This is a genomic window from Ruegeria sp. AL12 (genome assembly GCF_056540885.1).
Map to the genome: position 1 here is coordinate 845,336 of NZ_JBQFXN010000001.1, position 21,943 is coordinate 867,278.

Annotated in this window: 18 protein-coding genes and 1 tRNA gene; 6 read left to right on the forward strand and 13 right to left on the reverse strand. The window is 58.0% G+C overall.

Annotation, left to right across the window (positions count from 1 at the left end; translation table 11 throughout):
• The first annotated feature begins 60 nt into the window (after positions 1 to 60).
• From ACR0C6_RS04260 to ACR0C6_RS04275, 4 genes are all read left to right on the forward strand, one after another.
• Positions 61 to 146: transfer RNA gene (locus tag ACR0C6_RS04260), tRNA-Leu, on the forward strand.
• A gap of 591 nt (positions 147 to 737) precedes the next feature.
• Entirely contained in the window at positions 738 to 1,706 is a 969-nt protein-coding gene (locus tag ACR0C6_RS04265) for a TAXI family TRAP transporter solute-binding subunit (protein WP_152458069.1), read from the forward strand.
• 99 nt (positions 1,707 to 1,805) lie between these two features.
• Positions 1,806 to 4,415, forward strand: coding sequence for a TRAP transporter permease (locus tag ACR0C6_RS04270; protein WP_480618361.1), 2,610 nt, complete (start codon positions 1,806 to 1,808; stop codon positions 4,413 to 4,415).
• Entirely contained in the window at positions 4,412 to 4,843 is a 432-nt protein-coding gene (locus ACR0C6_RS04275) for a universal stress protein (protein ID WP_152458067.1), read from the forward strand. Before ACR0C6_RS04270 ends, ACR0C6_RS04275 begins: the two co-directional genes overlap by 4 nt.
• 78 nt (positions 4,844 to 4,921) lie before the next feature.
• On the opposite strand, the gene ACR0C6_RS04280 is transcribed toward ACR0C6_RS04275, so the two are convergent.
• From ACR0C6_RS04280 to ACR0C6_RS04290, 3 genes are read right to left on the reverse strand one after another with little or no spacing between them, the layout of a single operon-like run.
• Positions 4,922 to 5,962: a lipocalin-like domain-containing protein gene (locus tag ACR0C6_RS04280; RefSeq protein WP_480618363.1), complete on the reverse strand. Its 1,041-nt coding sequence runs from the start codon at positions 5,960 to 5,962 to the stop codon at positions 4,922 to 4,924.
• A complete protein-coding gene (locus ACR0C6_RS04285; RefSeq protein ID WP_480618364.1) occupies positions 5,952 to 8,366 on the reverse strand; it encodes an ABC transporter permease in 2,415 nt (804 codons plus the stop codon). Before ACR0C6_RS04285 ends, ACR0C6_RS04280 begins: the two co-directional genes overlap by 11 nt.
• Positions 8,363 to 9,010 carry an ABC transporter ATP-binding protein gene (locus ACR0C6_RS04290; protein ID WP_480618365.1) on the reverse strand — a complete coding sequence of 216 codons (648 nt, stop codon included), beginning with the start codon at positions 9,008 to 9,010 and terminating at the stop codon, positions 8,363 to 8,365. Before ACR0C6_RS04290 ends, ACR0C6_RS04285 begins: the two co-directional genes overlap by 4 nt.
• A 173-nt stretch (positions 9,011 to 9,183) precedes the next feature.
• On the opposite strand from ACR0C6_RS04290, the gene ACR0C6_RS04295 reads away from it, so the two are divergent.
• Positions 9,184 to 9,618: an ion channel gene (locus ACR0C6_RS04295; RefSeq protein WP_480618366.1), complete on the forward strand. Its 435-nt coding sequence runs from the start codon at positions 9,184 to 9,186 to the stop codon at positions 9,616 to 9,618.
• On the opposite strand, the gene cls is transcribed toward ACR0C6_RS04295, so the two are convergent.
• From cls to ACR0C6_RS04310, 3 genes are all read right to left on the reverse strand, one after another.
• Positions 9,615 to 11,027 carry a cardiolipin synthase gene (gene cls, locus ACR0C6_RS04300; protein WP_480618368.1) on the reverse strand — a complete coding sequence of 471 codons (1,413 nt, stop codon included), beginning with the start codon at positions 11,025 to 11,027 and terminating at the stop codon, positions 9,615 to 9,617. The genes ACR0C6_RS04295 and cls overlap by 4 nt on opposite strands.
• A 23-nt stretch (positions 11,028 to 11,050) precedes the next feature.
• Positions 11,051 to 12,025 (reverse strand): HAD family hydrolase, encoded by a 975-nt coding sequence (locus ACR0C6_RS04305; protein WP_480618370.1) that lies wholly within the window; start codon positions 12,023 to 12,025, stop codon positions 11,051 to 11,053.
• Positions 12,026 to 12,099: 74 nt separating this feature from the next.
• Positions 12,100 to 13,710: an arylsulfatase gene (locus ACR0C6_RS04310; RefSeq protein WP_480618371.1), complete on the reverse strand. Its 1,611-nt coding sequence runs from the start codon at positions 13,708 to 13,710 to the stop codon at positions 12,100 to 12,102.
• A gap of 198 nt (positions 13,711 to 13,908) precedes the next feature.
• Here ACR0C6_RS04310 and ACR0C6_RS04315 point away from each other — a divergent pair, with 198 nt between their 5' ends.
• Complete coding sequence (locus tag ACR0C6_RS04315; protein ID WP_480445193.1) at positions 13,909 to 14,589, forward strand: Crp/Fnr family transcriptional regulator; 681 nt, start codon at positions 13,909 to 13,911, stop codon at positions 14,587 to 14,589.
• Between the two features lie 3 nt (positions 14,590 to 14,592).
• Here ACR0C6_RS04315 and ACR0C6_RS04320 read toward each other — a convergent pair whose 3' ends face one another.
• The 7 genes from ACR0C6_RS04320 to ACR0C6_RS04350 all read right to left on the reverse strand — a co-directional run bounded on the left by ACR0C6_RS04320 (position 14,593) and on the right by ACR0C6_RS04350 (position 21,942).
• Complete coding sequence (locus ACR0C6_RS04320) at positions 14,593 to 15,822, reverse strand: hypothetical protein (protein ID WP_480618373.1); 1,230 nt, start codon at positions 15,820 to 15,822, stop codon at positions 14,593 to 14,595.
• A complete protein-coding gene (locus ACR0C6_RS04325) occupies positions 15,819 to 17,222 on the reverse strand; it encodes a VWA domain-containing protein (protein WP_480618374.1) in 1,404 nt (467 codons plus the stop codon). The genes ACR0C6_RS04320 and ACR0C6_RS04325 overlap by 4 nt, the downstream gene beginning before the upstream one ends.
• A 95-nt stretch (positions 17,223 to 17,317) precedes the next feature.
• Positions 17,318 to 18,301: a VWA domain-containing protein gene (locus tag ACR0C6_RS04330; protein WP_480618375.1), complete on the reverse strand. Its 984-nt coding sequence runs from the start codon at positions 18,299 to 18,301 to the stop codon at positions 17,318 to 17,320.
• The gene (locus tag ACR0C6_RS04335; RefSeq protein WP_480618377.1) at positions 18,301 to 18,774 is read right to left on the reverse strand and encodes a DUF4381 domain-containing protein; all 474 of its coding nucleotides are present in this window, start codon (positions 18,772 to 18,774) and stop codon (positions 18,301 to 18,303) included. Before ACR0C6_RS04335 ends, ACR0C6_RS04330 begins: the two co-directional genes overlap by 1 nt.
• Positions 18,771 to 19,718: a DUF58 domain-containing protein gene (locus ACR0C6_RS04340; protein WP_480618378.1), complete on the reverse strand. Its 948-nt coding sequence runs from the start codon at positions 19,716 to 19,718 to the stop codon at positions 18,771 to 18,773. The genes ACR0C6_RS04335 and ACR0C6_RS04340 overlap by 4 nt, the downstream gene beginning before the upstream one ends.
• Before the next feature lie 17 nt (positions 19,719 to 19,735).
• Positions 19,736 to 20,713, reverse strand: a complete 978-nt coding sequence (locus ACR0C6_RS04345) for an AAA family ATPase (RefSeq protein WP_480618379.1) — start codon at positions 20,711 to 20,713, stop codon at positions 19,736 to 19,738.
• Positions 20,714 to 20,829: 116 nt separating this feature from the next.
• The gene (locus ACR0C6_RS04350) at positions 20,830 to 21,942 is read right to left on the reverse strand and encodes an acetoin utilization protein AcuC (protein ID WP_480618381.1); all 1,113 of its coding nucleotides are present in this window, start codon (positions 21,940 to 21,942) and stop codon (positions 20,830 to 20,832) included.
• Position 21,943 lies beyond the last annotated feature (1 nt).

Consider the following 21,943-nt stretch of genomic DNA (forward strand, 5'->3'; position numbering starts at 1 on the left):
ATATTGGATGGTTTTTGCCTCTGGACCTTCGCTCGGATGGGCGCTAATCCAGTGTTCGTGGCCCAAGTGGCGGAATGGTAGACGCAGGGGATTCAAAATCCCCCGCCTTCACGGGCGTGAGAGTTCGAGTCTCTCCTTGGGCACCACAGTTCCGACAAACTCAGAACACCGTCCGTCCTCTTGGCGGGGTGCCGTGATCAAGGTGATGATCCGCAACCTAGATCTTCATGTCCTGTTTGAGGTCCTCTGTAGCAGTCCGTGAATGCCACGACGTTCCGGGCCTGCTTCAACGACAGATCATCAGGCCCCCGGCCGGGGGGGATCTTGAACCGGGTTGGTGTTAAAGGGCCTTTGTCAGATTCGCCAGAACGTACAAACGTGATATGCCCTGCCTCCTTATCCGAAACGCGGTTCGCTCTGTTTCGCGGTGATTTGCGCCAGGAATGAGGTCAGGTTTTGGATTTGGAGTGACTGCATGAACCCAGACGGCTCGCTGTGAACTGATGGGGAAAGTTCAGGATTTATGCTCATATATGCGAATTGGCGCAGGTCAGACCGGTGCCGGCCTTGACATTGCGGGTATCTGAATGAAACCTCGAAAGGGTTGGGAGAAATTGGGAAATTCAAAGATTTGTAGCCGTTGCGATGCGGGCCGGTTTGTATTATCGGCACGCTTCCCTGAGCAGGTGATCAAACTTGATTTCCAACTGCCAGACAAAAAAAGTGGGAGTTAACAGATGAAAAACAGCAGCAAACTGAGCGTCGGCGCCTTCGTCACCGCAGCCCTTCTGGCTCCGGCGGCATATGCCGAAGAGTTCATTACGATCGGTACCGGCGGTGTAACCGGCGTTTACTATCCGACCGGCGGCGCGATCTGTCGTCTGGTCAACAAAGGCCGGAAAGAGCACGGCGTGCGCTGCTCGGTCGAATCGACCGGTGGTTCAGTCTACAACATCAACACCATCCGCGAAGGCGAGCTGGAGTTCGGTGTGGCCCAGTCCGACTGGCAGTACCACGCCTATAACGGCACCTCGAAATTCGAAGAAGCCGGCCCGTTCGAAGGCCTGCGGGCCGTGTTCTCGGTGCACCCCGAACCCTTCACCGTGGTGGCCCGCGCCGATTCCGGCATCACCAACTTTGAAGACCTGAAGGGCAAGCGCGTCAACATCGGCAACCCCGGTTCCGGTCAGCGCGGCACCATGGAAGTTCTGCTGGGCGAGATGGGCTGGACCACAGATGATTTCGAACTGGCGACCGAGCTGAAAGCGGCTGAACAGTCGGCAGCCCTGTGCGACAACCAAATCGACGCGATGGTGTACACCGTTGGCCACCCCTCAGGTTCGATTCAGGAAGCCACCACCGCGTGTGACTCGGTTCTGGTGAACGTCAGCGGTGAGGCCGTGGACAAGCTGGTCAACGAAAACTCGTTCTACCGCAAGGCAACCATTCCCGGTGGCATGTACCGCGGGTCTGACGAAGACACCTCGACCTTTGGTGTGGGCGCGACCTTCGTGACCTCGGCCGATGTATCGGAAGATGCGGTTTACGCTGTCGTCAGCTCGGTCTTTGAAAACTTCGATGACTTCAAAAAGCTGCACCCGGCGTTTGCGAACCTGAAGCCCGAAGAGATGATTGCGGATGGCCTGTCGGCTCCACTGCATCCGGGCGCCGAGAAGTACTACAAAGAAAAAGGCTGGATTCAGTAAACCAGACCTGACGCAGGGTGCCCAAGGGCGCCCTGCACAAAACCCGTGTGAAACGGGATTTCAGAAGGCCGAACAATGGCCGCGACGGGGAGACATTTGATGAATTCCGACACTCAATCCAATCGTCCGCTTTCCGAAGAAGAGCTTCAGGATCTGGTTGCATCTTCTGACGCCGGAGGGCGCAATCCGGTCGGGAACGTGGGCGTTTTCCTGGCGGTCGTGGCCGCGATCTGGTCGATATTTCAAGTTGTTCTGGCCTCGCCCCTGGCGAATTATGTCTTGCCCGGAAGCGTCGTGAACAATGCACGGCAATTCCATCTGGCTTTTGCTTTGTTTCTGGCCTTTGCCGCTTATCCGGCGCTCAAATCCAGCCCCCGGAACTATATTCCGGTTCAGGATTGGATCATGGGGTTGGTGGGCGCGTTCGTCGCGCTGTACGGCTATTTCTTCTATGACAAGATCGTCAATGCGGGCGGTTTGGCCGACGACACCGACAAATGGGTTGCGTTGCTTGGCCTGGTGCTGTTGTTCGAGGCCGCGCGCCGTGCGCTTGGCCCGGCCATGGCAATTATCGCGACCATATTTTTGGCCTATGTGTTCTTCGGTGCCTCGGAATGGGTGCCCGAAGTTATCCGCTGGAAGGGCGCGAGCCTGAAAAAGGCGATGAGCCACATGTGGATCACGTCCGAGGGCGTGTTTGGTATCGCACTGGGTGTTTCCACGAAATTCGTCTTCCTGTTCGTGCTGTTTGGCGCATTGCTGGATAAAGCCGGGGCAGGGAACTACTTTATCAAGATGGCCTTTGGGGCCCTGGGCCACCTGCGTGGTGGTCCGGCCAAGGCGGCGGTTGTGGGCTCGGCTGCGACCGGCCTGATCTCAGGCTCGTCGATTGCCAATGTTGTCACCACCGGCACATTCACCATACCGCTGATGAAGCGTGTCGGGTTCAGCAGTGAACAAGCGGGGTCGGTCGAGGTTGCCAGTTCGGTCAACGGGCAGATCATGCCGCCGGTGATGGGGGCCGCTGCATTCCTGATGGTGGAGTATGTGGGCATCTCATATGTCGAGGTGATCACCCATGCATTCCTGCCGGCCGCGATTTCCTACATCGCACTGGTTTACATCGTGCACCTCGAGGCCGTGAAGCGGAACATGCCCACGCTGGGCGACCGCGATGTGCATCTGGCGCGGACCGTAGTGGGGATGCTGGGCTTCTTCCTGGTGTTTGCAGGTCTTTGCTATGGGTCACAATTCCCGGTGGATGCCGTGACAAGCTGGGTGCCGTCGGCCGCTGGGATCGTGCTCAGCCTGATTATCTGCGCGGTATATGTCGCGCTGCTCTATCTGGCGGCACAGGTGCCTGACCTGGAACCGGACGACCCCAATGCCAAAGAAGTGCAACTGCCGGTCATCGCCGATATCTACAAGGCTGGCCTGCATTACCTGCTGCCGATCATCGTTCTGGTCTATTTCCTGATGATCGAACAGAAGTCACCGGGCCTGTCTGCCTTCTGGGCCACATCGCTGCTGTTTGTCATCCTGCTGACGCAGAAGCCGCTGAAAGCGATGTTCCGGGGGCAGAGCAACCTGTACAACAGTTTCATCGATGGTGTTGCCGACCTGTGGCAAGGTCTGATCGACGGGGCACGCAACATGATCGGCATCGCGCTTGCCACGGCAACTGCGGGCGTGATCGTGGGAACCGTCACGTTGACGGGTGTTGGTCAGGTGATGGCCGATCTGGTCGAATTCCTTTCGGGCGGCAATCTGATCCTGATGCTGGTCATGGTCGGGCTGCTCAGCCTGATTCTGGGCATGGGTCTGCCAACAACCGCGAACTATATCGTTGTCAGCTCGTTGATGGCCGGGGTGGTTGTTGAGCTGGGCGCCCAAAGCGGGCTGATCGTTCCTTTGATCGCTGTCCACCTGTTCGTGTTCTATTTCGGGATCATGGCCGACGTGACACCTCCGGTCGGGCTGGCCAGCTTTGCCGCCGCGGCCGTGTCGGGCGGTGATGCGATCAAAACCGGTTTCACGGCGTTCTTCTACAGCCTGCGTACCGTTGCGCTGCCCTTCGTGTTCATTTTCAACACCGATCTTCTGCTGATCGATGTGACATGGGTCGAAGGGATCATAGTGGCGATTTTCGCGACGATAGCGATCCTTGTCTTCACGGCGGGCACCATGGGGTATTTCTTGACCCACAGCCGCATCTACGAAAGTATCGCGCTGATCGCCGTGGCCTTCGCCCTGTTCAGGCCGGATTTCTTCATGGATCGCATCGCGCCTCCATACACTTCGGTCGAACCTGCGGCGTTTGTCGAAACCATTGGCCAGACTCCGCCGGGAACCGAGGTTCGCATGGTGATCAGCGGGCCGGATTTTGACACCGGCAAGATGGTGGACACCACGATTGTGGTGCCAGTCGGATCCGAAGAGGGCGGTGAAGCGCGCGTCGATGCCATGGGGCTGCTGTTGCTGGAAGAGGATGGCCTCGTCAAACTTGACGAGCCGATGTTTGGATCACCGGTTGCCGAAGATCTGGCCAACTTTGACTATTACGGTGACGAGGCCGTGCGTCTGAGCTCGGTCAGCCTGCCGTCCAGCCAGCCTCCGAAGCAACTGGTCTATATCCCGGCGCTGATCCTGCTGGGGCTGATCGCTTTCCTGCAACGCGGCCGTGCCGCCAGACAAGAGGTGCTCGTATGACACGTTCCGTTCTGTGTGCCGTTGATATCAGCAATGGCGAGATTGATGCACCGGTGCTGCAAAAAGCAGCCGCGCTGGCGGATATGGAAGGGGCGCAACTTGACGTGGTGACAGTGCTGCCCGATTTCGGGGAAAGCTGGGTGTCGGGGTTTTTCGAATCCGATTTTCACGACAAGGCGTTGGAGGAAGCGCAGGCCAAACTGACGGCGCTTTGCGTATCGGCCCTGGGGGCCGAGCGCAACGAAACCATCCGCCATGTGGTTGCGACAGGCACAGCCTATCAGGAGATATTGAAGACGGCCGAAAATGCCGGCTCTGATTTGATCGTAATCGGAGCCCACAAGCCGGATTTCAAGGATTACCTGCTGGGCCCGAATGCGGCACGCGTGGTGCGACATTCCAACGTCTCGGTTTACGTGGTGCGCTGACGCGAAAAGCAGATGCTGTGCACAGTGGCGCCGGAGCCCCGACGGTCGCCTGCCGCCGTTCGGGCTCCCGCAGGCAGGTCAGTAGCCCGTCATCTCGAGATACCCGACGCCCTCGTGGCTGCCGGTGACCGTGACCGGACCCTCCCAATATTCAAAACGTGTCCCCATCCAGGCGTCCGGCGTCAGGGCGGATACCTTGACGTCGATGCCTCGGTCCGCAAGCACGACGCGCCATTGCGTCGGGACGTCGCGCCCTGCCACCAGATCGGTCGCAAGCGGCTCGAGCCTGACGGATCCGTCGGGGATGGCATCGGTGCTGCCGTCTGAATTGATCCATGTGGCCGAAGTGAAATCGCCGCGACCACCGCGCAAGCGAAAGGCCATCAGCTTGTCCCCGTCCTCGAAGCTGAGCGAGAACCAATCCCAGCCGGTTTGATCCTCGGCCAGGGGTTGCGAAGACCATTCCCGGTCCAGCCAGCCCTGACCGGTGACGCGCATATCGCCATCCGGCAGGTGCAGTACGCCTTCGACTGAATAGAAGGGTTGCGAATAGTAATAGCTGGCTTGTCCGTCGGCGGATTTGACGGAATAGCCCGCTTGGCCATGAAACACCAACGGGCCTTGTGCGCTCAGCGCAAGATCGTACCCGAAATCAGCCCCGTTTGCGGTCAGGGTCAGGGTGTCCATATCCGGTCCGGCCATGCGCCATTCGTCGATCCAGGCCTCGAACGGTTGCAACGCAACACCTGCCTGCCCAATCCCCCCACGCGACAGGCGTTCGGCAAAATAGTGGGTGTCAGGCGTGGTGACAGCCGCATGGCCCATCCAGATCTGCGGGCTTTGCCATCCATCTGTTTCAAACGGTTTCAGGGCCGACCGGAAAAGGGTCCATTGGATGCCATAGTCACGCCCGTCCTCGCCTTTGAGGTTGGCCGTCAGATACCACCATTCGATCCGATAAGCGGGATGAGGTCCGTGGTCTTTGGGAAAGTCGAATTCAAAGCCCGCCTGCGGAACCTCGAATCCTTCCGCCGACCCTCCAAGACCTGCATAGCCCTGCGCCCAAAGAGGCGATGGGCACAAAAACACGAGAACGGCCAAAAGGGCATTAACGTTCATTGGCGAACACCTTCAGCAAATCGGCAGGGGGCAGACGCAACATGCGCAGCGCGGGCAGGGCCGCTGCAACCAGGGCGGCCAGCAGGGTCAACAGGAACAGCCACAACCAATCCCAGGGAAACACGAACATCGGCAACCGCCAGCCAAAGGCTTGCACATTGATCACTGCCAACAGAACCCAGGCGAGGATCAGACCAAGCGGCAACGCCAGACACGCGGTCAGAGCCGCGAGCAGCACGCTGCGCAAAAGCTCCAACCGCGCCAGTTGCGCCCGGTTCAGTCCCAGCGCCCATACCGGAGCAATCTGAGGCAGGCGCTGGGTCCATAGGGTCAGCAGGCTGGTGAGTATGGCAAATCCCGCTACGCCGAGGGTCAGAACATTGAGCGCCGATGTCACGACAAAGGTCTTTTCGAAGATTGCCAATGATTGCGCCTTCATGGCGGCCTGCTGGACCACGGCCTGACGCGGAAGGGCAAACCGCTCGCGCAAGGCTTGCGCCATTTCAGTCGCCTGCTCGGGGTTCAAACGGATGCCAAACCGTCGAGTTTCGGCCCCTGGCGCGATCCGGTCAAGTTGGCTCATCGACACAATGGCTTGTCCGGTTGGGTTTCCATAATCCGAATAAACCCCGGCAATGGTCGGTGCGTGATCCGGGGGCAGTGTCAGCGTATCTCCGGGCCAGAGATTCGCGCGCCGTGCCAGTTGTTCGTTGATCAGCACCGCGTCTCCGGCCATGACGTCGTCCCATACGGTCGAGTTTGCCGATATCAACGGCCAGTGCTGCCGATAGACCGGATCGTCAATGACCCCGTACAGAAACAGGGGGCCCGTCTCGTGCGACAGTTCTATGTTGCGAATTGGAAGGATGGCGTCGACTTGTGGCCGCAGCCATTCCGTGATCTCGCGCCCCTGTTCTTCGTCACGGACGGTCAGATAGAGCTCTGAGGTCAGGCGCTGGTCGAGCCAGCCGACAAAGGTCAGCCGGAAACTTGAAACCATTGTGCCCACACCGATATTTGCCGCAAGCGCAAGCAACAGGGCCATCAGGGCAAGCGACAGCCCGGGCAATTGTGCGCGCATGTCGGCCCAGACCCACTGCGCGAGGGCACCACGGGACCTGTTGCCAAAGACGGAAAGCGCAAAGGTCAGAAGCGCGGGCAACAAAAGCGCGGCACCGGTCAGCAATCCGGCCAACAGCACGAAACCGGCAACCAGACCACCGATGCTGAGATAGGCGATGGTACCGCCGAAGATCAGGGCCAAGCCGAGCAAACCGGTCCCAAGGCGTGTCCGCGCATTGCCCTGCCAGGCTTGCACTCCGGGCCCCGCCAGCAGAGGCATACGAGACAATCGCCACAGCGCATGGCCACTGGCAAACAAGGTACCGCAGACAGCCATCGCCATCCCGGCAAACACCCAATGGGGGTGCAATGTCAGCTGTCCGGTCACGGGCGCACCATACAGACCGCGAAGGGTTGCTGCGACATCGGGCAACAACGCTCCGGCCAGAAAGAACCCAAGAAGCAGACCCATGGTTCCACCGATCAGGGCCAGCCCCGTCAGTTCGGTCAGGATCAGGAAGACCAGCCGCCGCATCGAAACACCCAGCGCACGCAGGGTACGGATCATGCCTCGGCGTTGGGCAAAAGCCAGCCCGACAGTGCCGTTCACGATGAACAGGCCAACGGCAAAGGACAACAGGCCAAAAGCCGACAGATTCAGGTGAAAACTGTCAGTCAGCCGTGCAGTATCGACTTGCGAGGATGGGCTGGCGCGCTCCAGTTCGGGAGCGATTTCGGCCAAGGGGGGGCGATCACGCGGCTGATCTGGCAACACAATGAGGCGCGAGATGAAACCAGCCTGGTTCAGCAGGGCTTCGGCTGTGCCGATATCCGTCAGGATAACGTCTGGTGGCAGCGCCGTGGTGAGTGAAAACGGCGGAAGGTTGTTCTGGTCGCGCAACAGCGGCGCGAGTTCTTCCGCGACCAGAAGCCGCCCCGGAGCGGTCAGCATGTCCGCCGGCTCAGTCGGCGCGGTGCTTTGGTCGGCTTCGGTAACGGCTGGCAGGGCCGGGTAGGCGACCATGTCCACACCCATCAGGCGCAATGTGCGGCCTCGAATACGATAGGGGCCTTCCAGAACGGCCGCCACCTGCCAGCCAGCACGACGCAGATCGACGTAACGAGAAACCGGGATCAGACCGGAAGGATTGCGCAGCTCGTCGAACTGCCCAAGGGCAAGCTGCGCGTTGGCCCGGGCATAGCTGGCGCGCGCTTCGGCATTGATGGCCTGAACCGCGGACCAGAGACCGGTGGCCAACGCGATGCCTGTCAAAAGCGTCGCCAGTTGCAACCAGTGCACCCGCCAGTGAGACATCAAAGCCTGAATGACGGCGCGTGTCATTGGATACGACCACCGCAGAGCTGGACGGTTCGATCCAGTCGGGCCGCAATCTGTTGGGAATGCGTGACCAACAGAAGTGCTGCGCCGGTATCAGCCACCAAGGCCAGCATCAGATCCAGAACCCTTGCGCTGGCGGTTTCATCCAGATTGCCCGTGGGCTCATCCGCCAACAGCAGCTTCGGACGCGCTGCCATGGCACGACCAATCGCCACCCGCTGCTGTTGCCCGCCGGACAGGCTTTCGGGATATCGGTCCAAAAGATCGGACAGGCCCAAGCGTTCTGTCAGATGCGCGGTCCAATCGGTATCCTCGGCGCCGGCAAGGCGGGCGTGAAAGGAAAGGTTCTGCGCAACGGTCAGCGAAGGGATCAGATTGAACTGCTGAAACACCAACGAAAGCTGACTGCGCCGCAATTCGGCCCGCCCGGCATCGTCCAGATTGGACAGAGGCGTTCGGTTCAAGATGATTTCACCGCTGTCAAAACAGTCAAGCGCTGCGGCAAGGTTCAGCAGAGTGCTTTTGCCACTGCCGCTTTCGCCGGTCAGGGCCAGTGTCTGCCCTTCATCCAATATCAGCGACACGTCGCGCAGAACCGGGCGCCCGCCGGGATAGGTTTTCTGAACACGGTCGATGGTCAACAGCATGGTCTGGCCTTTTTTCCTCCAAGGATGTGCGACGGAATTCCAAACTGTCCAGTGCGGACCCGCACTCGGTTCCATTCGCCGCAGGCGTTCCTCACGATCGCCGGGGTTGTGCCCCGTACCTCAAAGGGCCATTCTGCCCGGACGTTACACTGTCGTAAATCGGGATGAAAAACATGACGTTGCTGCATCAGATCGTTTGGGGCAGTACATTTCTGGCGCTCTGCTTCTTGGTCGAGATTCTCTTGCTGACCTGGTGTACCGTCGCGATCATCAAGTGGGATGAAAAATGGTCCGCCAAGGGGGTGTTCTTTGGAACGGCAGCACCAATCGCGGTATCTTTGGCCTTTATCGTCGCCACGCACACGATTCAGGTCTGGATTTGGGCCATCGTCTGGGTGTTGCTTGAGGTTTTGCCGGATTGGAACTCGGCCATCTATTTCTCATTGGTGACGTTCACGACCCTGGGATATGGCGATATCGTTTTGGGCGAAGGGTTGCGCATCTTTGGGTCTTTTGCTGCGGTTGCTGGTCTTCTGGCCTTTGGTCTGTCGACCGCTTATCTGGTGGCGATGATGACGCGCGTCTTTCAAGAGAAGTTCTTTACCTAGAGGATAGGCGCAAACAACCGCGCCAATGGGGCGCCGAACCGGATATGCGCGGGTTGCTGGGCCAGACTGCGCGTCAATTCATAGCTTGCCTCGAAATCCGCGCGTAGCATGCGATCGACAGCCAGGGCTGCGCGGGCATCGAAGAACAGGGCCATCGCCTCGAAGTTCAGCCGGAAGGACCGGTTGTCCAGATTGGTCGTGCCGACCGCAGCCAGCGTGTCGTCAACCACGAAAACCTTCTGGTGCATGAAACCGTCCGTGTATCGAAACACGCGCACGCCGCAATCGCGGATTTCGTCGAAATAGGCAAAAGCAGCCAGCCACGGCAGCCGATGATCAATCATATCCGGGACAAGGATGCGCACGTCAACACCGCGCATCGCTGCATGTTGCAGGGCGGTCATGACGTCGATGTCGGGCACAAAATAGGGCGAGGCAATCCACAGTCTTTCTTTCGCCTCGGCGATGGCCGAAAAGAACATCATGGCGCCGGTTTCGGTTTCGTCTCCGGGTCCGGTGGCCACCAACAGGGCATTCATGTCTTGCTCGGCCTCGCTGCCTGCCCAGTCGAGGTCGTCAATCAGGTCTTCATCGCGCGCCCAGTGCCAGTCTTCGGTAAAGATGAGTTGCAACTGCCGGACGATGTGGCCGGTCATCTTGATATGCGTGTCGCGCCAATGGCCGAAATGCGGGTCTTCGCCCAGATATTCAACACCCACGTTGTGACCGCCGATAAAGCCTGTTTCACCGTCGATGATGACGGTTTTGCGATGGTTCCGGTAATTCAGCTGAAACCTGAAATTCGGCCCGCGTTGCTCACGCGGGTCGGCCACGTCAATTCCAGCGTCGCGCATTGTGTCCAGATAGGTGTTTGCCAATCCATAGCTGCCGACGGCATCGGTCATGAAACGGACATGGACCCCGCGTTTCGCAGCTTCTATCAGCTTGGTCTGAAGCTGTCGGCCCAACGCATCGTCTCTGACGATATAGAATTGGATCAGGATATAGTTCCTGGCCTCGTCTATCGCCTGAAAAATGGCGTCAAACGTTGCCTGACCGTCGATCAGAAGCTGAGCGCCATTGCCACTGGATACCGGAAGATGAGCCAGAAATTCGAATGGTCGTGGATTGACCGACATCGTGGATGGGTTAGGTCTGGAGTAGTCAGCAAAGGTCTTGATGCCTTCGACGACCCGTTCGCTTTGTTGGCGCGAGATGCGGTAGCCGCGAAACCTGTGATGCCCCAGAAACAGGTACATCGGAACCGCAAAGATTGGCGCCGATACCAAAAAGACCACCCAGCCAACGGCTCCTTGCGGTGTGCGCGCGGTTTGCGCCGCGCGCACCGAAAACACAACTGCAGTTGCGTACAACGCAAAAACGAAGATGGATACAAGCAATGTCCACATGGGCGTTAAGTCTTTCGGGTCGTTCAGTTTCCTCCAGTGTAGACCCGCGACCAGTCTTTCGCCATATCGACGATGATCCAGCCTTTGTCCGGCCCCTGATCCAGACCGTCAACCAACCGCCCAATCGGACTTTCCCGATCATAGGCCCATTCACGTTCGGCATCCGTATGGTGGATCAGAACACCCAGCCGTGGTCCGCTACCCGAGGTTGTCCAATCCAGCATGGCGAAATCGCCGTCCGAGTTTCCTCCGGCCAGAATGGGGCGTTTGCCGATCGTGCGTTCGATGTTGATGGGTTTGCCTTCCTTGTCGTCGATGAAGGCAATCCCGGGGGCCTTGATGACAGTCGGAACGCCATCGACATCTTCGAATGTCGAGTTTCCATATGTGCCCAGAACCTGTTCCGGCGGAATGCCATAGGCCTGTTCCGCGAAGACCCGCATGAAGTGAATGCCGCCGCCCGAGACAATATAGGTCTTGAACCCTTCGTCCCGAAGATAGCGCAACAGCTCGACCATGGGCTGATAGGTCATCTGGTCATAGGGCAATCCGGTGTCCGGGTGTCGGGCCTCGGCCAGCCATTCCGCGACTTGGGCCTGAAACGCCTCGACAGTTGTTCCGGAATGTGACGCGTTGACAACTTCGATCAACGCATCGTGGCCCCCTTGAAGAACCGTCGCAAGATCACCTTCGGCAGCGGCTTTCAAAGCGGGTGTGGACAGGATCGAAGGATCTTGTTCAGCCAGTTCAGAAAGCCGATCCATGGCAAAGATTAACTGGAAATAAACCGGCTGTTCGGCCCAGAGTGTGCCGTCATTGTCAAATACCGCGATCCGATCTGAAGGCGTCACATAGTCAGGTCCTTCCGCGTCGGTAACACTGGACACGAATTCAAGGATCGCCTCTTTTGCCGCTGTGGCGTTCCAACTGGGCAGCGGATCAGCGAGCAGGGATACGGGAACACAGGTCAGAAAGGCACCCAAAAGAACGTGTTTCATGAAGCTCTCGATATCTGTTGTATTGAAGAAAGGCCGCCCTGCGCAGGGCGGCCTACAGCGTGGGGCCGCCGGGCCTAGTTGTTGGTCGGCGTTGTAAGCTTCTCCATGACCTGATCTAGGTTGAAGCTGGCTGCTTTCTGACGTGGCGGGAACTCCTGGAACGTGCTGAGGAAATTGCCAACGTATTGCTGGGCGGGCACAAGGAAATAGGCCCGGTCCAACAGCCAATCGTAATAGGTGTTGGACGTGCGGTACGCGCGTTCATACGGATCGCGGCGCAGGTTGACGATCAGCGGGATGCGCAGTTCGGTCCATGGCTCGATCCAGGCACGCAACGTGGCCCAGGCTTTCTGCTCCAGGAAGATGAGCTTCCAGTCTTCGAAACGCAGCGCCGTGAGGTCACCATCATCCGAGAAATAGAAGATTTCTTTCCGGGGACTTGCCGCAGTCTCACCAGTCAGCAGCGGCAGAATATTGTAGCCATCAAGGTGCACCTTATAGTCGCGACCCATGCCCGATGAGCTGTAGCCGGCCTTCAGTTTTTCCTTGATGTCCGGATCGCCGGCCACGGCGAGGTAAGTGGGCAGCCAGTCCATGTGATGCACGATCTCGTTTGTGACTGATCCGGCCTCGATCTTGCCCGGCCAGCGTACCATTGACGGAACACGCCAACCACCTTCCCAGTTGGTATTCTTCTCGCCCCAGAACGGCGTGGCAGCCGCATCCGGCCAGGTGTTCATGTGGGGACCGTTGTCAGTGGAATAATGGACGATCGTGTTGTCGGCGATGCCAAGCTCGTCCAGCAGATCCAGCAGCTGACCTACATGCATGTCGTGTTCGATCATACCGGCGGTGTATTCATCAGCGACCCGCCCCGACAACTCATTGGCCTTGGCGCGCATCTCGTCTTTGACGTGGGTGCGGAAGTGCATGCGGGTACCGTTCCACCAGACATAGAAGGGCTGACCTTGCTCATGCGCCCGCTTGATGAAGTCGATGGCCGCGGCCACGGTTTCGTCATCTACCGTTTCCATGCGCTTGCGGGTCAACGGTCCGGTGTCTTCGATCGTGCCATCGGATTTGGATTTGATGACGCCGCGCGGGCCATAGGCCTCGCGGAAGGTACGCCCATCCGCCAGAACGCGATCACCCGGATAGTCTTCGTTTTCCGGCTCTTCTTCGGCATTCAGGTGGTAAAGATTGCCAAAAAACTCGTCAAAACCGTGGTTTGTCGGAAGATGTTCGTCTTTGTCACCAAGGTGGTTTTTGCCGAATTGACCGGTCACATAACCGTGGTCTTTAAGAAGCCCCGGGATAGTTGGGTCTTCAACCTGCATTCCGAGATCTGCCCCAGGCAGGCCGACTTTGGAAAGACCGGTGCGGAACACGGATTGCCCCATGATGTATGACGAACGGCCGGCGGTACAGGATTGTTCACCGTAGTAATCGGTAAAGATCATTCCTTCTTTGGCAACCCTGTCGATATTGGGCGTCTGATATCCCATAAGACCCATTGTATAGGCCGAGATGTTGGATTGACCGATATCGTCGCCCCATATCACAAGAATATTGGGCTTTTGATCCTGCGCCCAGGCGGGCACGGCAAGGGCGACAGTTACGGTCGCCACTGCGAACCGGCGCAGTGTTCTACGCCAATTATCTGCAATCATTCGTGGAGAAGACATGAAGTGCTCCTGATCAGTCGAGCCTTAATGACCCGGAAAATTGAAATTTAATTGAAGCCGCTAGCTTATAACTTGAAGCTGCAAGCAAGTTCTTGATTGCCCGAATAAAAACAATTTCTTGTTCGAGCAGTGAACACAGCTATTTTACGCGATGAAACGTATCGAAAACTTATCATATGATCACTTTGAAAGATACAAATGTTTGATTCTGATGACGATATGCGGATTCTGGCCAATACCGACTGGTTTGGCACGCGCGATTCAAAGTTTCAGAGCGATCTTATGACGTGCGCAATTCAAAGAACCTTCGATTCCGGAGAAACCCTGTACCACCACGGTGACCGCGCCAACGGTATTCATGCGGTGCTCGCAGGCGCGCTTCAGATCACGGCACCTGCCGATGATGGACAGGAATTCGTATTGCATCAGGATGGATCAGGATTCTGGATCGGGGATCTTGCGCTGTTTGCCGAAGCCAAACGACTGGTCAGCGTCGTGGCAACGCAAAAAACCCGCACCTTGTATTTTCCCGGCTCGCGGGTAGAACGCCTGGTTCAGAAAAACCCAGAATACATCCGTGATTTCTATGCGTTAACGCATGAAAACATGAAGACTGCTCTGCGCATCATGGCCAATCTTGCGGTTACGGGGTCTGAAAAGCGCCTTGTACTGCGTCTGTTGCATCTTGACGAAGGTGCTTTGAGTTCGGACGGATGGATTGTTGTGTCTCAGGAAGAACTTGCTGAAATGGTTGCGGTATCTCAGCCGACCTTGCATCGGCATCTGCATCATCTGGCAGATCTGGGCCTTGTGGAATTGGGGTATGGCCGACTACGGTTGATCGACCGGCGCAAGCTGATCAGCAACTGTCAAAGTTGAAGTCTAAGGATTGAGCGGGGGCAAAGACCCGCTCTTTCGTTCTGTCGGGCTTTTCAGTGCGCCCAGGTTTAGCATGGCGGCATGCCAGTCTTCCGAGCTGTTGCCAGCCGTCGCTGAATACCGCGCCGCACCGATCTTCATCAGACTTCTCTCAAGATCCAAAGAACACTTGGGATGCGCGCTGCGTGATTTCCAAAGATCCAATGCCTGATAAACCGCAGGCAAATCCCGTGATATTAAAGCGGATCGCAAGGCATCGACGGCATATTTCTCCGATGCCAGATATCTGCGGCGCCGTTCCGTTTTCCAGGTTGCATAGCGCGGGCGCAGAAATCTTCCCAATGTCCACAATGCGAATACAACAATGACAAGGTAAAGAACTGATTTGATGATGGTTTGCGCGTCAGGCGGCTGTCGCCTGGGTAGTGCCAGTGTCAGCTTGGTCGGGGGAAGTGATGCCGTTTCGATCTGACCGGTGTCCAGATTGAACCAGTCGATGGAAACGGCCGACAACTGTGTTTCGCCACCATCTTGGGCGATGTACACGGTTTCTTCGACCCGCTGCCCGGACAAGATGCCCCGGTCTTCTGTTTCCGAAAAGCGGGGCTCCTTGGGATAGGCGCGAAGCAGTTGGCTTTGATCCTGCGGCGTCAGCGCCGGGATTGTCAGGGCCGTGGTGCCAGCGATCTGCGCGCTTATCTCGCGCGTGATGGAATCACCGGCCTGCATATCGGTCGGACCGTCCAGCTTCTGATCAAGAGAGAAACCACTTGCGATGATCAGCGGGTCAAGACCTTGAGCGCCCTCGGGGATCTCTGCGTTCAGCTGTATGGAAGGAAGCGCCACCGAAACCTGAACCGGGTCATTGGACTGCGGGTCGGCAAATGTCACGACAACCTCTTGCGCATCATACGCAACAGGCCCTGATGTCAGCGGATACAGGCGATAACTGCGCTGTACGCCGGACCACGTTTCTCCGTCCACCGTTTCGCTTATCGGGCCAGAAGCTCGCTCGGGCAACCGAACCAGGATATTTTGTTGCTCCAATGATGGGAATACCGGCGGCTGCGGCATGAAGGTCGGAACCAGAACCTTGATGCGGACGATGGCGGGCTGGCCGACGATGACGGCCTCGATCGGGACGTCCACTGATACCCTAGGTTGATAGGCTGAGTTTTCCTGTGCGGACACGGATAACGGCAACAACAGGAGGAAGACAGCAAGGTATCTCATTCTGTTTGCTCCTGAATTTCCAAAAGGAAACGGTTTCTCAGAAAATCCTGCATGTCGGTGTCGATCATACTGATCCACTGGTCGGCGGACAGTGACTGTGGCCCGTCCTTGGGGGCTTGAACCGTGGTGTCACTGCCGCGTGCTGCATCGTTGTCAAACACGGTATCATCGGCGCCGATGCCAGCCTCTTCCCCTGTGTCAGACTGTTCACGCGTCGTTTCGACATAGTCCAGGATGGCCTTGGATAGGTCGAGATTATGCTGGGCTTCGGGCCAGTCGGGGCGACGTTCCAAGGCGGTCTCGAACGCCGATATGGCTGGGCGATACTCGCGGTTTCTTATGCGGGCCATACCTTCGGCAAACGCAGCTTCCGGCGTGTCCAGTGTGGAAAACACGGCCGACGCCTTTTCGTATTGACCATCCCTGAGATAGGCATATCCCTTGTGATATGGATCTTCGAACATCTCGGCCGCGTCGCCAAAGCGTTTTTGGTTCATCGCGATCTGGCCTTGTTGGTCGGGGGTGAAAAACCAGTCTCGCCATCCTTCTGCCCGCGCGCCGGATGAAGGCAACGCAATCAAAGCCAGAAACGCCCAACGAATTACCCAGCCCTTGCGGAACCACAGCAGAGACAACACCGCAGCAGGCCAGGCCAGGATCCAGCCCTTGTCCTGCCAGTCCAGACGATCATCGTCATCCAGCGCAGCACTATAGGCCGATTGAATGCGGCGCATCAGTTGATTGATGTCCCGATCGTCGTCCGAAAACGCGACCACTGAGGCGTTGGGGATGTTGTCCAGCTGCGCGATACGACCACCATCCGGCAGCATGGTGAGAAAGAAAATATCAGAAGAAGAGGAGCTTAGCCCAGCTACCTGAGATGGATCAAGATCGTCCAATACGAACAGAATCGCCCCCGGGCTGTCGCTGTCGTCCAGAATGGACTGAGCCAACGCAAGCGCATCGGCTGCCGCATCGCCATCCTTTGGCATCACCGCGGGCGTCAACCCCTCAAGCAAGGGACGAAGTATATTCGCGTCTTCGGTCAAAGGCGCAACCCGGTGCGGCGATCCTGCATAGGCGATCAAAGCGGTACGTGCGCCGGCACGTTCGGTGATCAGGTCGGAAATCTTGAACCGTGCCCGATCCAGCCGCGATGGCGCAAGATCCGAGCTTTCCATGCTGTCGGTGACTTTAAGAGCGATCACCAACGGGGCCGTGTCTGCGATCAACGGGTTGGGCGCGCGCGACCATGTCGGGCCCGAGGCCGCCAAAGTGACAAGCGCCGCAATGATCAGCGCAACATCAATGGGCTGGATGCGCCTGTATTCTTCTTTGCCCAGCAGCAAGGCCTCTGCAAGGTGCGGGGCGATTCCTGATGGCAGTTTGGTGTCCGCCATCGGTCTGGGTCTGATCCGCCACCACAACGCAAGGATGGGGATGAGAAGCAGCAGGTAATAACCTCGGATAAAATGGAAATCGGCCAGATCCATTGTCAGACGACCCCCTGGTGTCGCTGTGAGAAATGGAACCAGGTCATGCTGACCATAATGACGATCAACGCGATGAGTAACGGAATATGGGCAAGGCTTTGCTTGGGGCGATAGCTTTGCGTTTCCACCATTCTGGGGTTCAGTGAATCAATGCGTGCATAGGTCTGTTCAAGGGCCGTTGCATCGTCGGCAAAGAAGTATTCTCCGCCGGTGCGATCGGCTATGTCCTTCAGTGCCTGAAGGTCGACACGGTCTTCGCCCGTGGCATTCGGGTCTCCGACGCCAATCGTATAGACAACCACGTTCTTTTCCGCAGCAATGGCCGCGGCATTGACGGGTGTCATGCGACTGGACGTATCGGCGCCATCGCTGAGGACAATCATCAGGCGCTGGTCAACCTTGCTGGATTCAAAGGTTCGAATGCCAAGCCCGATCGCATCGCCCAAAGCCGTGTTCGGACCCGCCATGCCAACTTGAGTTTGGTCCAGGAACCCATTCAAACTGCTCAGATCTTCCGTGAAGGGCGCTTGAATGAAGGCACGTGTTCCAAAGATGATCAGCGCGATCCTGTCACCATCTCTTTCAGAGATGAACTGCTTGAGAACCTCTTTGACCGCCTCAAGCCTTTGCATCGGGGCACCGGATCCGGTCTGGAAGTCGCGCTGATCCATCGAACCGGAGATATCCAGCGCCAAAACCACATCGCGGGCAGATTTTTCCATCACGACGGGGTCGCCCAGACGTTCCGGGCGCGCCAGTGCCAGAACCAGAAGTATCCAGATCAAGGCGGCGCTGGCCGTTTGGAGCCGGGCCCGGGTTCGGATCATTGACCCGGATTTCGGCTCGACACCCGCCGCCTGGGCCACGCGGCGGAAAAACGGAATGCGAATGGACACGGTTGTTTCCCGCCGGGGCGGAGCAATGGCGTAAACCAGCACCGGCAGCGGCAAAAGCAGAAACACCCAGGGTGCAGAGAAGGAAAACATCACGTTCCCCGATACCGTTTATGGGACTTGACCCAATGCCGAGCAAGCTGGGTCAAGGCACGGTTTGGCGGCAGGTCCTTGTACGGCGCGTCGACCAGCGTTTGTCCAAGATCTGATAAAAAGGAATTGTCATCAGAGGTTTGCGAAAGGAAATTCAACCAGTCATCCCCGTGAATCCCTGCAACCTGCCTGCGCGGATATGCGACCAACGCGGTGCGGCGAAGGATTTCGGAAACTTTTGCCGACGTGATATCCGGGTCTGCCAGCTTGGCCAGCGCATGGCGGCGATACGCGTTCTCCCGCCTTCGCCGGACCAAAAGAACACTGACCAGTACGGCAAGGCCAAGCAGTATGACGGCCAGCGCCAGCCACCCCCATGTCTGCGGAAACATCGAAACGGGCGCGGGGTCCGGTGCCGGCTCGAGCATATTCAGCAGATCAACCAGAGATTTCCCTGTCGTATCGATGCTCATTTCTGCCCCCTGCGATGTCCGAACAGATACAGCAACTGATCCAGGGCAGGTTCCGCGGTCGTCAATGGAACAACCGGAAAACCGTATCGACGGGACCATATGTGCAGGTGGTCCAACCTGTCTTCCATGGATTTGCGAATTTTGCCGGACAATTCGGGGTCGGCGCTGTCGATTTCGATCTGGTCGCGCCCGTCCGAGACCGTGAGTTTCAGATCGGGCGCCAGCCCCTTGGCTGTCCTGTCAGCGATATTGAACACAATCAGATCGTTTGAGACCGCAATGCGGCGCAGCAGGGATTCCGATTTTTCGTCAAGCCCGTCGCAGTCGGAAAACAGGCAAACCAGCCCGTTGGTTTGGGGCATACGCGCGGCTTCCGACAACATGTCATTCAAAGTTACGGTGGGTTGCGGGTTCAACGCGGCATGCAAGGCCGAATTGGCAGCCCCGATGGAAGACAGAAACCGCATGAGCGCGGCTGCGCGGCGCTGCGGCCTGTGTTCAGCAACGCTTGTGTCGTTGAATACCAGACCACCGACACGATCGCCCTGACCAAGAACGCGATGCGCGGTGATTGCGGCAGCTTCGGCGGCGATGACCGATTTCATGTAGACTTCGGTTCCGAAAAACATCGAAACGCGCTGATCGACCAGCAGCAGGGCAGGGCGGTCTCGTTCCTCGGTATAGACCCTAACGTGGGGCTCACCGGTTCGCGCCGTGACTTTCCAGTCAATTGTTCGGATGTCGTCGCCCGGTTGGTAGTTGCGCAATTCCTCGAAATTCAGGCCGCGCCCGCGCAGGCGCGATGCGTGTCTGCCATTCAGGATCGACCGGGCAGGCTGACGTGGCAAAAAGCTCAGGGCACGGGAATGCAGTTCCAGACGCAACAGGTGATCCGCACTGACGTGAATGCGGGGATCAACTGGATATGCTGAGGATCGCTGCACCCGGCCAACCCGAACCGTCAGGGCAGCGCGACGAGACGCAGGATTTCCGCGATCACGTCATCTGCCGTTTTGGCGTTCCCCTGCGCCTCGAAGCTCAGCGTGATGCGGTGACGGAACACGTCATGTGCAATGGCTCGAATATCCGCCGGGTCCACATAGTCACGCTGGTTCATCCACGCATGCGCCCGACCGCATTTGTCCAAGGCCAATGAGGCACGCGGGCTGGCACCGATGTCGATCCAGCTGGCCAGTTCTTCGCTGAGCGCCGCAGGCGTCCGGGTCGCCTGAACCAGATCGGCCATATAGCGATCCATTGCGTCCGAAACATGGATCTGCCCGATTTCCGAACGCGCTGCAAAAACGGCGTCCTGCGGGATTGTCGGTGGTTGCTCGCTTGACGCGCGTTTCCCGGCGGCGATCTCTTCGCCCCGAACCAGCCGGATCACTTCAACCTCGTCCTCGACCGGCGGATAGGTGATCTGAACATGCATCAGGAACCGGTCCATCTGCGCTTCGGGCAGGGGATAGGTGCCTTCTTGTTCAATGGGGTTCTGGGTTGCCATCACGATGAACAGCGGTTCCATCTTGTGGGTGGTCCCGGAAACCGTGACCTGCCGTTCTTCCATCGCCTCCAGCAATGCGGCCTGCACCTTGGCCGGTGCCCTGTTGATTTCGTCAGCGAGGACGATATTGGCAAAGATCGGCCCGGGTTCGAACCGAAAGGTGCCGCCTTCGTCAGTTTGTTGAAACACTTCGGTTCCCGTCACGTCTGATGGCAGCAGATCAGGCGTGAACTGGATCCGGCTGAAGTCTGCATCCAGATTGCGCGCCATCGCCTTGACTGCACGTGTTTTGGCCAATCCGGGCAGACCTTCGATCAGAAGGTTTCCGTTGGCCAGCATCCCGATCAGCAGTCGGTCGATGACCTCGGTTTGCCCGATGATGGACTGGCCCATGCGGGTTTTGAGATCAAGTATCTGATTAAGTGCATTCATGGGTGGTGGTCCAATCGGTGCCAAGCTGGAAGAAACGAATTGATAACGGAACAGGGGGTAAGCCGGTCAGGAATATCCCGAAATATCGGAATGCTAACAGGCTTTGGCGGACCGATCTACCGTGAATGCCTGGCGGTGAGGTGGTGCAAATCTTTCCTCAGTTCCTGTCGTATGGGCCCGGTGTTGGGCGCGTCTCGCAAACTGTCCAGCCAATGGGGGTGAGGCGCCTGTCCCGCGGCCCTGCTCCAGGTCAGATCCCGCAGGATTTTCTGTGCACCGACATCAAGTGTGTCAGGAATTTCGAAATCACTCAGGGTGGCCCAGACGCCGCTCCACAAGCGGCCTACGGACCAGGGATTGTATCCGCCGCCACCCAGAACCAGAAAGCGAGGCGAAAGAGGCTTCAGCGCCGCGACCGTTCGCCAATGCGCGTTGTTGGACAGGGTCAAACGCGAAAGCGGGTCTTCGGCCACGGCGTCTGCACCGCATTGCAGGACAATCGCCTGCGGTTTGAACGCCTCGGTCGCTGGCAGGATCAATTGATCCAGAATGGCGGCGAATTCGTCGTCGTTCAGATGCCTTGGAACAGGCAGGTTGAAGGCCGCGCCACCGGCGTCTTCCTCAAGTTGGCCCGTGAACGGCCATCGCCGCGTTTCATGGACCGAGATCATCCGAACTCTGTCCGACCCGTGAAACGCAAGTTCAACCCCGTCGCAATGATGGGCGTCGATGTCGACATAGACCACGCGATCCATGCCGGCGTTCAAAAGGGTCTGTATCGCCAGAACCGGATCGTTCAGATAACAAAACCCGTTCGCCCGGTCCGCAAGGCCATGGTGGGTGCCGCCCGCAGGGTTGAAAACGATCCCTCCATCCCGGATCAGTTCGGCGGCCAGCATGGAACCACCGGCGGCGGTTGCCGGCCGGCGGTACATCTCGGCGAAGACCGGGTTCGACAGAGTCCCCAAACCGTATTTATCCCGTGTTTCGTCCGTGACGTGCTGGTCCGCTTCGGCCTTTTGCAGGGCGGCGATATAGTCCGGCGTATGAAACCTTTCCAATACACTTGGCTTTGCGCAGGGGCTGACGCGGTAGTTTTCGGGCGTCAACCAACCTAGTTCGCGACACAGATCGATGACGGTTGAAACCCGTGGGATGGCCAGCGGGTGTTTTGAACCGTAGGTCGAGTTGCGGTAGATATCCGATCCGATGAACAGGGGGCGCTTCATG

What these genes read in the sequence shown, in the direction of transcription:
- ACR0C6_RS04345 (WP_480618379.1), bottom strand. Translation starts at nt 20,713, where the DNA reads ATGAATGCACTTAATCAGATACTTGATCTCAAAACCCGCATGGGCCAG.
- cls (WP_480618368.1), bottom strand. Translation starts at nt 11,027, where the DNA reads ATGTGGACATTGCTTGTATCCATCTTCGTTTTTGCGTTGTACGCAACT.
- ACR0C6_RS04280 (WP_480618363.1), bottom strand. Translation starts at nt 5,962, where the DNA reads ATGAACGTTAATGCCCTTTTGGCCGTTCTCGTGTTTTTGTGCCCATCG.
- ACR0C6_RS04270 (WP_480618361.1), top strand. Translation starts at nt 1,806, where the DNA reads ATGAATTCCGACACTCAATCCAATCGTCCGCTTTCCGAAGAAGAGCTT.
- ACR0C6_RS04325 (WP_480618374.1), bottom strand. Translation starts at nt 17,222, where the DNA reads ATGGCGGACACCAAACTGCCATCAGGAATCGCCCCGCACCTTGCAGAG.
- ACR0C6_RS04305 (WP_480618370.1), bottom strand. Translation starts at nt 12,025, where the DNA reads ATGAAACACGTTCTTTTGGGTGCCTTTCTGACCTGTGTTCCCGTATCC.
- ACR0C6_RS04335 (WP_480618377.1), bottom strand. Translation starts at nt 18,774, where the DNA reads ATGAGCATCGATACGACAGGGAAATCTCTGGTTGATCTGCTGAATATG.
- ACR0C6_RS04295 (WP_480618366.1), top strand. Translation starts at nt 9,184, where the DNA reads ATGACGTTGCTGCATCAGATCGTTTGGGGCAGTACATTTCTGGCGCTC.
- ACR0C6_RS04265 (WP_152458069.1), top strand. Translation starts at nt 738, where the DNA reads ATGAAAAACAGCAGCAAACTGAGCGTCGGCGCCTTCGTCACCGCAGCC.
- ACR0C6_RS04315 (WP_480445193.1), top strand. Translation starts at nt 13,909, where the DNA reads ATGTTTGATTCTGATGACGATATGCGGATTCTGGCCAATACCGACTGG.
- ACR0C6_RS04275 (WP_152458067.1), top strand. Translation starts at nt 4,412, where the DNA reads ATGACACGTTCCGTTCTGTGTGCCGTTGATATCAGCAATGGCGAGATT.
- ACR0C6_RS04330 (WP_480618375.1), bottom strand. Translation starts at nt 18,301, where the DNA reads ATGTTTTCCTTCTCTGCACCCTGGGTGTTTCTGCTTTTGCCGCTGCCG.
- ACR0C6_RS04290 (WP_480618365.1), bottom strand. Translation starts at nt 9,010, where the DNA reads ATGCTGTTGACCATCGACCGTGTTCAGAAAACCTATCCCGGCGGGCGC.
- ACR0C6_RS04320 (WP_480618373.1), bottom strand. Translation starts at nt 15,822, where the DNA reads ATGAGATACCTTGCTGTCTTCCTCCTGTTGTTGCCGTTATCCGTGTCC.
- ACR0C6_RS04310 (WP_480618371.1), bottom strand. Translation starts at nt 13,710, where the DNA reads ATGTCTTCTCCACGAATGATTGCAGATAATTGGCGTAGAACACTGCGC.
- ACR0C6_RS04350 (WP_480618381.1), bottom strand. Translation starts at nt 21,942, where the DNA reads ATGAAGCGCCCCCTGTTCATCGGATCGGATATCTACCGCAACTCGACC.
- ACR0C6_RS04285 (WP_480618364.1), bottom strand. Translation starts at nt 8,366, where the DNA reads ATGACACGCGCCGTCATTCAGGCTTTGATGTCTCACTGGCGGGTGCAC.